This window comes from Curtobacterium sp. MEB011 (assembly GCF_030209655.1).
GTDB classification, from domain to species: domain Bacteria; phylum Actinomycetota; class Actinomycetes; order Actinomycetales; family Microbacteriaceae; genus Curtobacterium; species Curtobacterium poinsettiae.
On record NZ_JARVRN010000003.1, the window covers coordinates 113,856 to 128,391 of the forward strand.

The following is a 14,536-nucleotide window of genomic DNA, read 5'->3' on the forward strand; positions in this document are numbered from 1 at the left end:
GTGGCACCCGTGACCGTCCCGACGAACCCGAGGGCGGTCACCCGCGCGGACGTCGCCCGCTACGCCGGTGTCAGTACCTCCGTCGTCAGCTACGTCGTGCACGACGGCCCCCGCCCCGTCGCCGCCGCCACCGCCGCACGTGTCCGCGAGGCCATCCGCGTCCTCGGCTACCGCCCGAACGCGAGCGCCCAGGCCCTGCGCACCGGCTCGTCGAAGATGCTCGGCCTGATCGTTCCGGAGCTCGACAACCCGTTCTGGTCCGAGCTCGCCGTCGCCGTCACCCACGCCGCCGCAGCACGCGGCTACGACGTCCTGCTCGCCAACAGCGACGGCGATGCCGCCCAGGAGCGTGAGCGGCTCCGCAGCCTCTCCGCCCGCCAGGTCGACGGTGTCATCGTGACGAGCATCATGACCCACCCGGACCTGTCGACCGTCACCGACCCCGGCCTGCCGATGGTCCTGCTCAACACGTTCTTCGAAGTCCCCGAGTACGCGAGCATCGGTGTCGACGCCCTGCGCGGCGCCCTCGACGGGACCCGCCACCTGGTCGAGCACGGCTACCCCTCGATCGGCCTCGTGATGGGGCACACCGGCTCGATGGAGCTCCGCGAGCAGGGCTGGATGCGTGCCCTCCGCCAGGCCGGCCTGCCCGACGGCCCCATCGTCCGCACCGACTTCACCCGGCGCGGTGGCTACGAAGCCGGACTCCGCATGTTCGCCGACGAGACCGGACCCCGAGCCGTCTTCGTCAGCTCGGACATGCAGGCGATCGGCGTCATGCGGGCATTGTGGGAGCTCGGTCTGCGGGTCCCCGAGGACGTCGCGATCGTTTCGTTCGACGGCGCGGCCGAAGCGGACTACACGAACCCGCAGCTCACCACGGTCCGGCAGCCGATCGAGACGATGGCGGTCGCCGCGGTCGACCGCGTGCTCGGCCTCGACGCCGACAACCAGTGGCACCGTGACCTGGTCCCCGCCGAGTTGGTCCTCGGCGCGAGTTGCGGGTGCGATGTGCGTCGCTGACGCACCCAAAAGCGGACTGGAGGTTCGGGGGCGGGGCCGCAACGGGCCTCCTGTCCGTCAGCTGGTCGCGTTCAGGGCGCCGGCTCCATGACGGCGCGCAGGCGCGCGGTCGGGATGCGCTGCTGCGCATCCACCGTCACGGCGGCGGCCTCGACCGCGTCGCCGCTGTCGGCGTCGACGAAGCGCAGGCCCGACGGCCGCTCGGACGGGCGGTGCCGGTCCGCCCAGCTGCCGAGGGCGAGCAGCACGAGCGACAGGTCGCGGCCGGCGCCGGTCAGGACGTACTCCTCGCGGGCACGGGCTCCCTCGGGCTTGTAGGTCGTGCGCTCGAGCACTCCCCCGTCGACGAGTGAGGCCAGGCGTGCGGTCAGGACCTCGCGCGGGATGCCGAGGCTCTGCTGGAACTGGCTGAAGCGGGACGAGCCGCCGAGGGCGTCGCGGACGATCATGAGCGTCCACTTCTCGCCGAGGACGTCGAGGGAGCGTGCGATGGGGCAGCGCTCGTCGCCGCCGAGGATGCCGAGCATGTGTTCATCCTAGCTGGGTTCGATTTCCGGACACAACGTGCTAGGTTCGGTTTCCGCACTCATCTTCTCTTCTCTGGAGCACCTATGACCAACCTCACCAACGCCGTCGTCCTCGTCACCGGAGCGAACGGCGGCCTCGGCGCCGAGTTCGTCCGCCAGGCACTGGAGCGTGGCGCCACCAAGGTCTACGCGACCGCCCGCAACCCGCGCACCTGGGACGACGAGCGCATCGTCCCGCTCGCCCTCGACGTCACGAGCCAGGAGAGCGTCGACGCCGCAGCCCGCGCCGCGGCTGACGTGACCGTCGTCGTGAACAACGCCGGGATCGCCGGCTCCGACCCGCTCGTCGACGTCTCCGTCGAAGAGGTCGAGCGCATCTTCGCCACCAACGTCTTCGGCGCACTCCGCGTCGCCAAGACCTTCGCCCCCTCGATCGCGAACGGTGCACTGATCGATGTGCACTCCGCGCTGAGCTGGGTCGCCCTCGCCGGCGCGTACTCGGCGTCGAAGGCTGCGTTCTGGTCGATCACGAACTCCCTGCGCCTCGAGCTCGCGCCCCAGGGCACCCAGGTCGTCGGCGCCCACCTCGGCTACACCGACACCGGCATGATCGCCGACCTCGACGTCGAGAAGTCCGACCCCGCCGACATCGTGCGTTCGATCTGGGACGCGGTCGAGGCCGGCGAGCACGAGGTCCTCGCCGACCAGGTCAGCCGCGACGTCCGTGCCGGCCTGAGCGCCCCGCTCACCGCGCTCTACCCGATGCTCGCCAGCGCCTGAGACCTGTTCCCGTTCGGGCGCTGACGGTTCTGGTTCACGATCACCCGGATTCCTGAACCAGAACCGCCACCCGCCCCGATCGCGTCAGCCGCCCGCGCCGCGGTCCGTGATCCGACGGTTCGTGGCGGTGATGGCGGCGCGCTCGTCGTCGGACAGGCCGCCGGCGCGCAGGATCCGTCCCAGCACCTCGCTCTTGCGCTCGATGTAGTCGTCGATGTCCTCGGCCTCGGTGGCTGCCCGGCGCTTCACGGCGGCGTACTCGTCGCGGAGCGCCGGGTCGGCACGCAGCACGTCGCGCACGGCCAGGTGGTTCCGCAGTGCGAGCGACCCGGCCGCGACGACGTAGGTGTTGGTCGGGGCGAAGCGGTCCGGCGCCCGGAACGCCTGCCGCCCCGGGACGCCCAGTTCACCCCGCGGCTCGAAGCCGATGGTCGCCATCGCCGCAACTGCAGCCGGGACGTCGGCAGCGTCCACCACGACGTCGACGTCGAGCACGGGCTTCGCCGCCAAGCCGGGCACGGACGTGCTGCCCACGTGCTCGATGCTCCGGAACCGCACGTCAGCGTCGTCGAGTGCGGCGGCGTACGCACCGTGCAGATGCCGGAACCGCTCGGGCCAGGCAGGTCGGTACTCGACGACCTCGATCACGGGGCCGGCGTCGGCGCGAGGAGCTGGAACATGACGTGGTCGCGCCAGACCCCGTCGATCTTGATGTACTCCGGCGCGAAGCCGTAGCGGGTGAAGCCGGCAGACTCGAGTGCGCGCTGCGAGCCGACGTTCTCGGGCAGCGTCTCGGCCTGCACGCGGTGCAGGCGGAGCACGTCGAACGCGTGGGCCGCAGCGGCGCGGACGGCGCGGGATGCGTGGCCCTGGCGCGTCCGGTCAGAGCGGATCCAGTAGCCCATCGCGCACGACTGCAGCGCACCGCGGGCGACACCGCTCAGCGTGATCCGGCCGAGGAGTTCCCCGTCGGTCGACTCGATGACGAACGGCACCGCGTTGCCGGCCCGCTGCGCGGCGAGGGCCTGCGTGATGACGTCCCGCTGCCCGGACTCCGTGTAGTACGACGGCGCTCGGGCCGGTTCCCACGGACGCAGGAACTCGGCGTTCTCGGTGATGACCGCAGCCAGGACGGCCGCGTCGTCGAGGCGGAGTGGGCGCAACCGTGTGTCCATCGCGGAGGTTCACCAATCGGTCTGTGCAGAGAGATCCCGCCAGTCGGCGTCATCCCCTGTGGGGACTGCATCCGGACGACAGCGAGGTGTGCGTTACATCACGGTAGCGGCAAGGGCTCTGTGGCACGGCGGTCCTCTGAGCCCGCTTACGTGCTCGACGACCTCCGATCGGTCCGCCTCCAGGTGAGGTCTTGAAGGCATCGTGGATCCCCCAGGTGATCGAGGTCTCCTCACTCTTGATTCAGCTCACACTGCCGAAGACCGACCTCGATGCGCCAGATCTCGAGTGCACCACCCAGCCGAGTGCGGCCGCTCCAAACGACATCGCCGCAGCTAGCCAGAAGATTGCCGGGGAGTACCCCGGCACCACGAGCGGCAACAATGCGCCGAGAACCGTCCCCACCTGCGTCACCGCCATGTACGCGCTCGCCCCAGCCCCCGCATCCGACCCTCGAACGTCAGAGAGCAGCAACAGGCCGACACTCTGGAATCCGGCTCCGACGAATGAGTAGAGAGCTTGCACGATGAAGAGTGCCCAGATGCCGGTCGATGAGGCCATCAGGACGAACACGGCGATGGAAACGCTAGCGACGACGACGGAGGCGAGAGCAGATCCCTGCCGTCGCATAAGCATGCCGAGAATTGGCAGCATCGCAAACTCCAGCAGTGACCCGACCATGAAACTCGCCGAGATCAGTGACGGCTCGATACCACCGGAAGCCGCAACCAAAGGAAGGTAGAGCCCTCGAAGAGTGTCCACCGACTTGAGTAGAGCGACAACGACCAGCGCGGCGCAGACCACCAATGCTGGCGGACGCCGAAGCGGTGAGCGCGTCGCCTCCCCCAAAGCCCTAGGCGACGGAGCCACCTTGCCTCGAAACACTGAGGACACCGGTCCGGTCAGGCACAGGCTCGCGACGAGTGCCGCTACGAGAAGAGGGTCCAGGTGCAGCGCTACACAGACGCTGTACAGGAGGAGACCGGCGATGTAGCCCGCGATGAGCACTCGCCTGAACCGCAGGACCATCGTCGTCGTGATCTCTCCACCCAGGGCAGTTCCAGCTCGCCCGAAGATCTGGGGCACGACCGCACTCACGCAGAGCATGAGCACTCCGCCGGTGTAGAGGACCTCAGGCTGGTCCGCCGAGCGCGCCACGAGGAGAGTCCCGACCGGCACACAGCAGAGCGTTCCGATCAACGCCAGCCGCGGGTACCCCGCCCGGCGGATCCTCGGGACGAGCACAGTGTTGTAGAACACTGCCACGAACGCATTGGACACGAAGAACACGGCTATGGCGGCCTTCGAGAGGCCTGCACTGTTCAAGGCGAGTGGGAGTCCGACGGCCGTGAGCCCTCCGAACATCGCGTTGAAGAGCAGAACCAGTTCGTAGGGCCGAGATCCCGGGCGACCCGATGGGCTTGGCGCAGGTGCATGCTCGTGACCTTGTTCCCCCTCTCCGCGCCTCATCGGCTACCTGTCCGATCGACTCGATGAGCGAGTCGTGAGGCCTCCGCGGTCACGAATTCAGACCAATGGGCAAGGAGTGGTCTGAACCGCTGCGTTATGACTGCCCGATCGAATTGACCTTCGTTGAAGAGAGTCGCCATGCCGAGAGACGAGACGAGACCGGGGTCGTGCTCCGAACGGCTGCGGTGGACGCATGGGTCGAGGACCACGTCGTCAGCGCCAATCGGAATCTCCGGGACACCGAAGTAGACAATCCGCTCCGGGCCGGGCTCCGTGCGTCGTAACGGAGCGCACGGCGTCATCCGTCGAAGCTCCGCTTCGAGGAGCTCGCCTTCGACTTGCTCGCTCCGGACCGAGGGACGGACTGCGCGGTAGAACTCCACCCACACATCGTCGTACTTCCGTTGCATCGCCCGGAGATTGCTATCGTTCTCGGCCGCCTTTTGCGTCGAGCTCAGATCAGCGACTTCAGGAATCTCCAAAGCCCAGGCCGCCCGTTCCCACCTGACCTGACATCCGGAGGCAAGAAGACGGTATCCGAGATCGATGTCCTCGACTCCATAGCTCCTGAAGTTCTCGTCAAATCCGCCGACATTGGAGAAGGCGGTCGCAGCCACCGCTACGTTACGGCCCCAGAACAAGCGCCACGGCATCATGATTTCGGCAGGGTGAACTGCGGCTGCGAGGGCCAGCTCTCGGTAGTCCGCAACGCCGGGGATACCGAAGAAGCGATGCGGCTGGAAGTCGGCGCCAGCGTCGCAGAAGACCCTTGCGACGTAGGAGGCGTACGGCGGCGCGACGTCATACCCGTACGTTGGCCCCATCGCAACGAAGTCAACCGACGATGCTCGCTCTGCTGCTGCAAGGTATGTCTCCACCAACCGCGGTCCGGGCAACGTCCCGCAGTCAAGGAACACGAGGAGCGCGCCGCTCGCTGCGCTCGCCCCCAGGTTCCGTGCCGCCGCCAGTCGAAATCCGTCACGCTCCTGCCGAACGTGCGTCAGCGGGAACGAGAACGTCCCCTCGACTGCATCAACAACGGGGTGTTTTGAACCATCGTCAGCCACGACGACCTCGAACGAAGACGACGTCTGCCTGTCGAGTGCCTCGAGTGTCTGGGAGAGTTCCCTCGATCGGTTGAAGGTCGGGATGACGACCGACACCTCGGTGCGCGTCATCCCGCTTCCTCGTCCATGAATCTCTTCGCGAATGCCCTGGTGGCATCGAAGACGTCCATCTGTTCGAGGATCTCGGCGCGCGTGAACCAGCCGCACGCTTCCACCTCTGCAAGGTCGACGGTGGTCGTCAAACCCGCGCCTTCTCTCACGGACAACCGAAAGATGTGATCGATGTGAATATGCGGTTTCCCGATTCGAGAGTCGCCGTGTCCGATGAACTGCGCGGATACCGCGATCGGTGCGGGCAGTTGCACGTCAATAACACCTCCGAGTTGCAGGTCCCACTGGACTGCGGGGTGAATTGCTTCGACCCCGGTCTCCTCAAGAACCTCACGGAGGACTGCGTCGTGTGCAAGTTCGCCGTCCTCGACGTGCCCTCCCGGAGGTAACCACCGCCGCAGCTTGCGGTGGGCGACGAGCAACAGCCGCAACTGGTCCGGCGTGGTCACGTATCCGGAAGCAGTGTCGTGACGCTGGTAGTCGTACATTCCCTCAATGACGCTCACGCTGACGTTCCCATCGTCTCCTCAATCGCGCGCTCGATCCGGCCGAGGTCCGACTCGGTCAACCCCTCATGCGTTGGGAGGGTCACAAACTCGGCCAGAGCTCGTTCCGCATTCGGCGTGTCAGCGGATCTGTACTCCGCGAAGAGCGGCATGCGGTTCAGCGGTACGCCTCCGAATCGGAAGATGTCTGACACGATGCCTCGACTGTGCAGGACACGGCCAACGCCCGTGGCGTCGGAACCACGGGGCCCCTCGACCACCAACGAGTAGTGATTCGGCGTTCCCGACTCGACAGGCCGTGGTCGGTAGTCGTGGCGCAAACGACGAACTGCCTCAGCGAGACGTGCCGCGTTCGCCGTCCTTGCCGCTATCTTGCGGTCGAGCTTCAGCAATTGCTGCCTTCCCAGAGCCGCCGCGATCGCTGATGTTCTGAAGTTCAGCCCGAATGCGTGCCCGTAGGTCCCCGCCAGAGCCGCAAGAGACGGATGGGCAGGGTCGATCTTCCCGAAGTCACGGATCTCCCGGACACGACGCGCGAGGTCGACGTCGTCTGTAAGGATGAAGCCTCCTTCTCCGGTGGACACCATTTTTCGCTCCTGAGTGCTGAAGAAACTGGCATGGCTGGTGCGGCCGGCCAGTCGCCCGTTCCCCTCAACGGTCCCGTGCGCGTGCGAAGCGTCTTCGATCACTGGAATCGCCCAGTCAGAAGCAAGGCTTTGCGCCTCTTCGACGTTCGTCGGATATCCCCACATCGGCACCGTGACAATCAGCCGAGTGCGGGCGGAACGCGCGAGCTCGAGGCCCCGCAGGTCCAGGCCGAACGTCGTCGCAGCGATGTCCACGAACACCGGGCACGCCCCCGAAGCGATGATCGGAAGCACCGTCATCACCGGAGCAGTCGGTGGAAGAATCACCTCGTCACCCGGGCCGATGCCGTACGCATAGAGCAGGACTTGCAATGCCGCCGTACCGCTCGAGACAGCAAGCGCGAACGCCGATCCGAAGTACTCAGCGAGCTCGGTCTCATAGACTCGAACCAGGGGCGAGGTTCCCGAGAGCGCTCCTGACTGTACGGCCGCCACGACTGCCGACACGTCTCGCTCATCGATGTCGATGTTCCGGTTCTCAAGCAGCTTCAAGGACATTCGCCGCCTCCATCCTGTCCATCAACTCGTACATCGGCAAACAGGCAGCCAAATTCGGAGCCATTTGAGCATGCGAGGTTTTGTCGTTCAGAAAAGATTCGAACTGCAGAGTGAAGCCATTGCGCCTGTGACCGGTCGACACCGGACTCGGTCGCCAGCTGCTTCGCCACCACTTCGGGCCGACCCCGAGAGGATGAGTGACTCCTTGAGTCGATATCTCGATCTCCAGCAGCGAGTTGATCGTGATCATCGAACCGTTGTCAGAGATTGCTTGGAGACTCCAATCGAAGAACGGAGCGGACGACGAGGCGACCAATTCAAAGGTGAAGGGGTTTCCAGATCGTCGGCTCACGAACTGTTTGTTGAGTGACATGAGTACCCCAACCTGACTGTCGTACGCAGTGAAATGCTCGTCATCACTCGCAGGCGCACCAGCCTCGAAGACGACACCCAACGCATGGATCACTTGTGATAGAAGAAAATCCCGGCGGTGATTGTTCTGCAACCAAAGCGGCTGGTCGGGTTTGTTGTTCAGATGGTTGATACGCATGTACGCCAGGTTGCCAAAGGCCGCGTCCTGCATGGCCTGGAGTGCTATCTGCACTGGCTCGGAGTAGCTGAAGTTGAGCCCCACCCGGGTAGGCGTGCCCGACGTGCGATTCAGCCGCAGGAGTTGTTGAAGGCCACTCGTCGTCAACGTAGGAGGCTTCTCGACGAACGTCGGGATCCCGCGCGGGATAGCCATTTCCAGAACACGCTGGTGCACTGTCGGAGTCGACGCGACGATCAGTGCATCCGGTGTAACTGAGCCGAGGAGCTCTTCAACTGATCCGAATTGAACTGCTTTCAACTTCTCCGCAGCTCGGGAGCGCGCGACCGGGTCGGTGTCACAGACCCAATCGATACGCACGTTCGGTATGGTCGCGAGGCTGGGCACGAGATTCGTCCAGGCCTGCTCACCAACCCCGATCACCGCAATTTTTTTCATACTCGCCATTGAGTCCCCCTCGTGGTCAGTGAAGGTACCACAACGTGCCCCCCCCATCAGGGCACGCTAGCATGAGCTCCGGTTCGCATCGAATCAGTTCTCGACGAATCGAGGAACGGAGGGATTCCCTTGCGGGTGTTATTCTTCCCTTGGGGTGGCGGGAACGGGCACGTCGGCCGACTTCTGCATATCGCGCGTGAAGCAAACGGAGCCGGCCATTCGTGCGCGATGGCGGTCTCGACTCAGAAGCACGTCGATCTCGTCGCACGGTCCGGTGTGCATCCCGTCGTGTACCCAGAGGGTCTCATCTCGGCCGGTTATTGGGACCGCTGGACCGACCCGGCGTACTTTTCCTTGTCAGTCGAATGGGACGCGAGCACGCTGCGAGCGTTCAACGCAAACCTCGCGGTGCACGACGGTCGCCCATCAGTGGGATCGGCCGCGGCGCGGTTCGGCATACCCGTGACGTCCGTGCTCCAATCGCTGCATCTTCCCGGGCACCGGTACGCCGGGCGAGCGTCCGAGCAGATCTGGACAGACATGGCGGATTCACTCGGCGCAGGGCGACTCGTCGACGGCCGTGAACTCTTGGCAGTAGGCGGCGTTGGTGTTCCGAGTGTGCCGCAGATCGATCAGGTACCGAAGGGCTTCAGGGGGAAGGTCACGTACCTCGGACCGTTGACGGGTCGACAGACGCCTTCTGGTCCAACGTCGCCAGACGGCCATCGAACGCTCTTCTACGGCGTCGTTCCCGAGTCCGACGACGTGGACGCCTTTCTTGGCGCTTTCGCTGATCTCGGCCCGTCACTGTCCGTGGCGTGGGGGCGAACGCCCCCGACGCGGCTGGCGCGGACGTTACGTGCGATCGGTGTCGATTGCTTGGAGCTGGCCTCCGACGATGTACTTGCTTCGTGCGACAGCGTGGTCTTTCACGGCGGCCACGGCACAACTTTGCTGCTCCTTCAGTTCGGCCTCACCGGGGTTGTCCTGCCTGGGGGAAGCCCCGAGCGGTTGGCGAATGCGCACGCCCTCCGGCGCCTCGGGCTTGCTCAAATCATCGAGACCAGCGGTGAGACGTCGTGGGCGGCACACGATGCGGGCACCGTCCGACCCGATTGGCGGGGAGTCCGCGCTCGACTGGACTCGCTGCGCATCGATGAGTCAGCACGGGCAGCTGCTCATCGTTGGAGAAAGACGTTGGCAGGAGCTCCTACCGAGAGTCCATGGACCAAGGTGCAAGCAATCGCAGCGCAGCCGCGAACAGTGGTGGATCGCTAGCACGTTCTTGGGCTGTTCGGACTCCGAACGGCCGCCGCGGAGGGTGTGGGATTCGAACCCACGAGACATCTCTGCCCACCTGTTTTCAAGACAGGCTCCATCGGCCGCTCGGACAACCCTCCAGTGACGCGACCACGTGGCGAGACGTGATCGCGTCCCTGGAAGTCTACCGGGCCTCCAGGCAGGGGTGCGCGCGGAGGCGGACTAGCGCGGAAGCGAGTCGAGCGCCGCTGCCAAGCCGTCGTCGGCGATGCCGCCGGTGAGCTCGTTGCCGGCGTCGACGACGTCGTCGGGGGCCTGGCCCATGACGATGCCGCGACCGGAGGTCGAGGCCCAGCGGAGCATGTCGATGTCGTTGCGGCCGTCTCCCGCGGCGAAGACGCGGGAACGCGGGATGTCGAGCCACTCGCGGACGCGTTCCATGGCGGTGGCCTTCGTCACGCCTTCGGGAGCGATGTCGAGCCACGACGTCCAGCCGACGGAGTAGGAGACCTTGTGCAGGCCCATCTGCTCGACGATCTGCAGGAAGTCCTCGGTGTCGTGGCCGGGCGAGATGACGACGACGCGGGTGGCCTCGACGCCGAGCAGCTGCTCGAACGGCACGTGCTCACCCTCGACGGTCATCGTGTCGTCGGGGAAGTTGCCGGACAGCAGGAAGTGACCGGTCTCGTCCTCGACGCCGAACGCGGCGTTCTCGAGCGCACCGTGGATGGTCTGCAGCACCTCGGACGGATCGAACCGCTCGACGTGTTCGCGCACGTAGGAGCCGTCGGCGCGACGGGCCAGGACGAGCGCACCGTTGGCACAGACCAGGTACTTCGGCCGGATGCCGAGGGTCTCGAGCAGGGGCACGGTCATGCCCTCGCTGCGGCCGGTCGAGAGCATGACCTCGTGGCCGGCGGCCTCGGCGTTCCGGACGGCGGCGACCACCGCCTGTGTGATGACACCGTCCTCGCGCATGGTGGTGCCGTCGATGTCGAGCGCGACCAGCCAGCGCTTGGTGCGCGCGGGTGCCTCAGCGCCCGCGCCCTGCTCGGATCCGTCCACGAACCGCCCCTGGGTGCTCATCGGGGCTCGATCACCTCGACGCCGCCCAGGTAGGGGCGCAGGACCTCCGGCACGACGACGGAACCGTCGGCCTGCTGGTGCGTCTCGAGGATCGCGACGATCCAGCGGGTGGTGGCGAGGGTGCCGTTCAGGGTGGCGACCGGGGCGGTCTTGCCGCTCTCGGTGCGGTAGCGGATGTCGAGGCGGCGGGCCTGGTAGGTCGTGCAGTTCGACGTCGAGGTGAGCTCGCGGAACGTGCCCTGCGTCGGGACCCAGGCCTCGATGTCGTACTTCTTCGCGGCGCTTGTGCCGAGGTCACCGCCGGCGACGTCGATCACGCGGTAGTGCAGCCCGAGGTCCTGCAGCATCTGCTCCTGGTACCCGACGAGCTTCTCGTGCTCGGCCTCGGCCTGGTCGGGGTGCACGTAGGTGAACATCTCGAGCTTGTTGAACTGGTGCACGCGGAGGATGCCGCGGTTGTCCTTGCCCGCCGACCCGGCCTCACGCCGGTAGCAGGTCGACCAGCCGGCGTAGCGGTGCGCGGTCTTCTCGATGTCGAGGATCTCGTCGGCGTGGAAGCCGGCCAGGGCGACCTCGCTCGTGCCCGTCAGGTACAGGTCGTCGGCCTCGAGCCGGTAGACCTCGGCAGCGTGCTCGCCGAGGAACCCGGTGCCGGCCATCGTCTCGGGGCGCACGAGCGTCGGGGTGATGAGCGGTTCGAAGCCCGCGGCGATCGCACGGTCGAGGCCGAGCGACATCAGCGCGATCTCGAGCCGGGCGCCCATGCCGCGCAGGAAGTAGAAGCGTGAGCCGGAGACCTTCACGCCGCGCGGGATGTCGATGATGCCGAGGTGCTCGCCGAGGTCGGCGTGGTCCTTCGGCTCGAAGTCGAACTCGGGCTTGGTGCCGACGGTGCGGAGCGTGACGAAGTCGTCCTCGCCGCCCTCGGGGACCCCGGGGAGCACGACGTTCGGGATGCCGCGGACGACGGTGTTGAAGGTGTCCTCGGCCGCGGTGACGGTGGCCTGCGCCTCCTTCACCTTGGCGGCGAGGGCCTGGGCCTGCTGCACGAGCGCGGCCTTCTCGTCCTTCGGGGCCTTGGCGACGGTCTTGCCGAACGCGTTCTGCTCGGCGCGGAGCGACTCGAACGAGGTGATCGCGCTGCGGCGGGCGGAATCGGCGGCCACGGCTTCGTCCACGACGGCCTCGGAGGCACGGCGTGCCCGCTGTGAAGCCTTGATGACGTCCGGGTTGTCGCGGAGCAGCTGTGGATCGATCACCGCTCCATCCTAGACAGGGGCAACCGCACGCAGCCTCGATCGGTAGCGTGGACGTATGTCGAGCCCTTCGGAGACCGCGCCCGCGGACCAGGACGCCCTCCCCACCGAGCAGCGGACGGCCGCGGTGGTCTACAACCCGGTCAAGGTGCACCTGCCGACCCTCAAGCGCACGGTCCAGGAACACCAGGAGCAGGCCGGTTGGGCCGAGACCCTGTGGTTCGAGACCTCGGAAGAAGACCCGGGCGGCGGCATGGCCCGCGAAGCGATCGAGGCCGGTGCCGACGTCGTCGCGGCGGCCGGTGGTGACGGTACGGTCCGTGCGGTCGCCGAGGTCGTGCACGAGGCCGGTTCGACCCTGGCCCTGCTGCCGAGCGGTACCGGCAACCTGCTCGCGCGCAACATGAAGCTGCCCCTCGACGACCTGGCTGCGAGTGTCCGGACGATCTTCCACGGCGACGACCGCAAGATCGACTTCGGCATGCTCAAGGTGGAGCGTCCCGGCGGCGAGCGCGAACGCTTCGGCTTCCTGGTGATGGCCGGCCTCGGGCTCGACGCCCGGATGCTCGTGAACACCCGGCCCGAGCTGAAGAAGAAGGTCGGCTGGCTCGCCTACGTCGACTCGCTGTTCCGCTCGGTGCGCGACGCGAACGCGTTCGAGTTCCGCTACCAGCTCGACGACGACGGCAACCACTCGCTCCGGGCGCACTCGCTCATCGTCGGCAACTGCGGCATGCTGCAGGCCGGCGCGATCCTGCTGCCCGACGCCGAGATCGACGACGGCGTGTTCGACATCGCCGTGATGCGTCCCCGCGGGTTCTTCGGCTGGGTCCGGATCGGGGCGCGGGTGTTCTGGGAGAACGGGATCCTGCGGGCGTTCCGCCGGTCGAACCTGGGCAAGACCGCCGTCGGCAAGAAGATCGTGTCGCGTTCGCGCGAGGAACGGCCCCTGCGCTACCTGCGTGGGCAGGAGTTCACGGCGCGGCTCGAGCGCCCCGACGAGTTCGAGATCGACGGCGACCCGGTGGGCGAGGTCATCGCCTTCCGCTCGCGGATCGACCCGATGGGGCTCTCTGTGCGGGTGCCGGACCCGGCGGACGACCGCCACGGCTCGCGCCAGGTGCCCTGAGCCTGACCCTGTCGTGCGGGCCGCGGGCCGCGCTACCGCGCCCCGGGCTCGCCGGACACGATGGCGCGTAGCCAGTCGCGCGCCTCGACGAACGCGGCGTCCGAGTAGCGCGCCGGGACCTCGGGGCGGGCACCGTCTGCCCGCGGGTACGACCCGAGGAACGTCACGCGCGGGCTGAACCGCCGCAGGCCGAGCAGGGCGTCCGCCACCCGCTCGTCGCGCACGTGCCCGTCGAGGTCGATGACGAACCGGTAGCGGCCGAGCTCGTCACCGATCGGCCGTGACGACAGCAGCCCCATGTTGATGCCCCTCGTCGCGAACTGTTCGAGCATGTCGACCAGGGCGCCGGGGTGGTCGGCGGGCAGCTCGACGATGACGCTGGTCTTGTCGGCTCCGGTCGGTTCGGGCAGCGCGAGCGTCTTCGACACGAGCACGAACCGGGTGACCGCCGAGGCATTGTCGCCGATGGACGATGCGAGCACGACGACGTCGTGGTGGTCGGTGATGCCGGGCGGCGCGACGGCGGCGTCGGCGGTGGGGTCCGCCTCGAGCAGGGCGAGCGCCGCGGCGACGTTCGACGACGCCGGGATGTGGCCGTGGCCGGGCAGGTTCGCCTCGAGCCAGTTGTGGGTCTGCGCGTAGGCGACCGGGTGTGCGTTCACGGTGCGGACGTCGGCCAGGGTCGTGCCGGGTCGGGCGACGAGCACGAAGTCGACGGGGACCAGGTACTCCCCCACGATCCGCACACCGGGGATCCGGGCCAGGGCGTCCTGCGTGGCACTGACCCCGCCGTCGACGCTGTTCTCGATCGCGATGACGGCCCCGACGGAGCGGCCGGACATGACGTCGTCCAGGGCCTCACCGACGTTGTTGACGCTCCGCCAGGGCTTGCCGGCGGCGGCCTCGACGAGCTTGAGGGCCGCCTCGGTGAAGGTGCCGGCGGGTCCGAGGTAGGAGTACGTGTCGGACGGCGCGGCGGGGTCGGTCATGCGGCGAGCCTATTGCAAGCACCACG

Annotated in this window: 14 protein-coding genes and 1 tRNA gene; 3 read left to right on the plus strand and 12 right to left on the minus strand. The window is 67.1% G+C overall.

Going from position 1 to position 14,536, the window contains the following annotated elements; genetic code table 11:
* Positions 1-1,023 carry a LacI family DNA-binding transcriptional regulator gene (locus QRN30_RS04545; RefSeq protein WP_042540619.1) on the plus strand — a complete coding sequence of 341 codons (1,023 nt, stop codon included), beginning with the start codon at positions 1-3 and terminating at the stop codon, positions 1,021-1,023.
* Positions 1,024-1,094: 71 nt separating this feature from the next.
* Here the strand turns inward: QRN30_RS04545 and QRN30_RS04550 are convergent, their stop codons facing one another.
* A complete protein-coding gene (locus tag QRN30_RS04550) occupies positions 1,095-1,550 on the minus strand; it encodes a winged helix-turn-helix transcriptional regulator (RefSeq protein WP_284760552.1) in 456 nt (151 codons plus the stop codon).
* 84 nt (positions 1,551-1,634) lie between these two features.
* On the opposite strand from QRN30_RS04550, the gene QRN30_RS04555 reads away from it, so the two are divergent.
* Entirely contained in the window at positions 1,635-2,330 is a 696-nt protein-coding gene (locus QRN30_RS04555; protein WP_017888299.1) for an SDR family oxidoreductase, read from the plus strand.
* An 84-nt stretch (positions 2,331-2,414) separates the two neighbouring features.
* On the opposite strand, the gene QRN30_RS04560 is transcribed toward QRN30_RS04555, so the two are convergent.
* The 10 genes from QRN30_RS04560 to serS form a co-directional block, all read right to left on the minus strand.
* Positions 2,415-2,978, minus strand: coding sequence for a GrpB family protein (locus QRN30_RS04560; protein ID WP_284760553.1), 564 nt, complete (start codon positions 2,976-2,978; stop codon positions 2,415-2,417).
* Positions 2,975-3,493 (minus strand): GNAT family N-acetyltransferase, encoded by a 519-nt coding sequence (locus tag QRN30_RS04565; RefSeq protein WP_258373675.1) that lies wholly within the window; start codon positions 3,491-3,493, stop codon positions 2,975-2,977. The genes QRN30_RS04560 and QRN30_RS04565 overlap by 4 nt, the downstream gene beginning before the upstream one ends.
* Positions 3,494-3,746: 253 nt before the next feature.
* A complete protein-coding gene (locus QRN30_RS04570) occupies positions 3,747-4,868 on the minus strand; it encodes an MFS transporter (protein WP_027466093.1) in 1,122 nt (373 codons plus the stop codon).
* A 101-nt stretch (positions 4,869-4,969) separates the two neighbouring features.
* Entirely contained in the window at positions 4,970-6,151 is a 1,182-nt protein-coding gene (locus tag QRN30_RS04575; RefSeq protein ID WP_284760554.1) for a glycosyltransferase, read from the minus strand.
* Positions 6,148-6,657, minus strand: a complete 510-nt coding sequence (locus QRN30_RS04580; RefSeq protein WP_194590736.1) for an NUDIX hydrolase — start codon at positions 6,655-6,657, stop codon at positions 6,148-6,150. Before QRN30_RS04580 ends, QRN30_RS04575 begins: the two co-directional genes overlap by 4 nt.
* On the minus strand, positions 6,654-7,802 hold the full coding sequence (locus QRN30_RS04585) for a DegT/DnrJ/EryC1/StrS family aminotransferase (RefSeq protein WP_194590737.1): 1,149 nt from the start codon (positions 7,800-7,802) through the stop codon (positions 6,654-6,656). Before QRN30_RS04585 ends, QRN30_RS04580 begins: the two co-directional genes overlap by 4 nt.
* Positions 7,783-8,799: a Gfo/Idh/MocA family protein gene (locus QRN30_RS04590; RefSeq protein WP_194590738.1), complete on the minus strand. Its 1,017-nt coding sequence runs from the start codon at positions 8,797-8,799 to the stop codon at positions 7,783-7,785. Before QRN30_RS04590 ends, QRN30_RS04585 begins: the two co-directional genes overlap by 20 nt.
* Positions 8,800-10,105: 1,306 nt before the next feature.
* Positions 10,106-10,190: transfer RNA gene (locus QRN30_RS04595), tRNA-Ser, on the minus strand.
* Between the two features lie 82 nt (positions 10,191-10,272).
* Positions 10,273-11,136 carry an HAD family hydrolase gene (locus QRN30_RS04600; protein WP_156463825.1) on the minus strand — a complete coding sequence of 288 codons (864 nt, stop codon included), beginning with the start codon at positions 11,134-11,136 and terminating at the stop codon, positions 10,273-10,275.
* Positions 11,133-12,395, minus strand: coding sequence for a serine--tRNA ligase (gene serS / locus QRN30_RS04605; protein ID WP_017888296.1), 1,263 nt, complete (start codon positions 12,393-12,395; stop codon positions 11,133-11,135). The genes QRN30_RS04600 and serS overlap by 4 nt, the downstream gene beginning before the upstream one ends.
* 55 nt (positions 12,396-12,450) lie before the next feature.
* Here serS and QRN30_RS04610 point away from each other — a divergent pair, with 55 nt between their 5' ends.
* Complete coding sequence (locus QRN30_RS04610; protein ID WP_052481911.1) at positions 12,451-13,521, plus strand: diacylglycerol/lipid kinase family protein; 1,071 nt, start codon at positions 12,451-12,453, stop codon at positions 13,519-13,521.
* Positions 13,522-13,553: 32 nt separating this feature from the next.
* Here the strand turns inward: QRN30_RS04610 and pheA are convergent, their stop codons facing one another.
* The gene (gene pheA, locus QRN30_RS04615) at positions 13,554-14,510 is read right to left on the minus strand and encodes a prephenate dehydratase (RefSeq protein WP_017888294.1); all 957 of its coding nucleotides are present in this window, start codon (positions 14,508-14,510) and stop codon (positions 13,554-13,556) included.
* Positions 14,511-14,536: the final 26 nt, after the last annotated feature.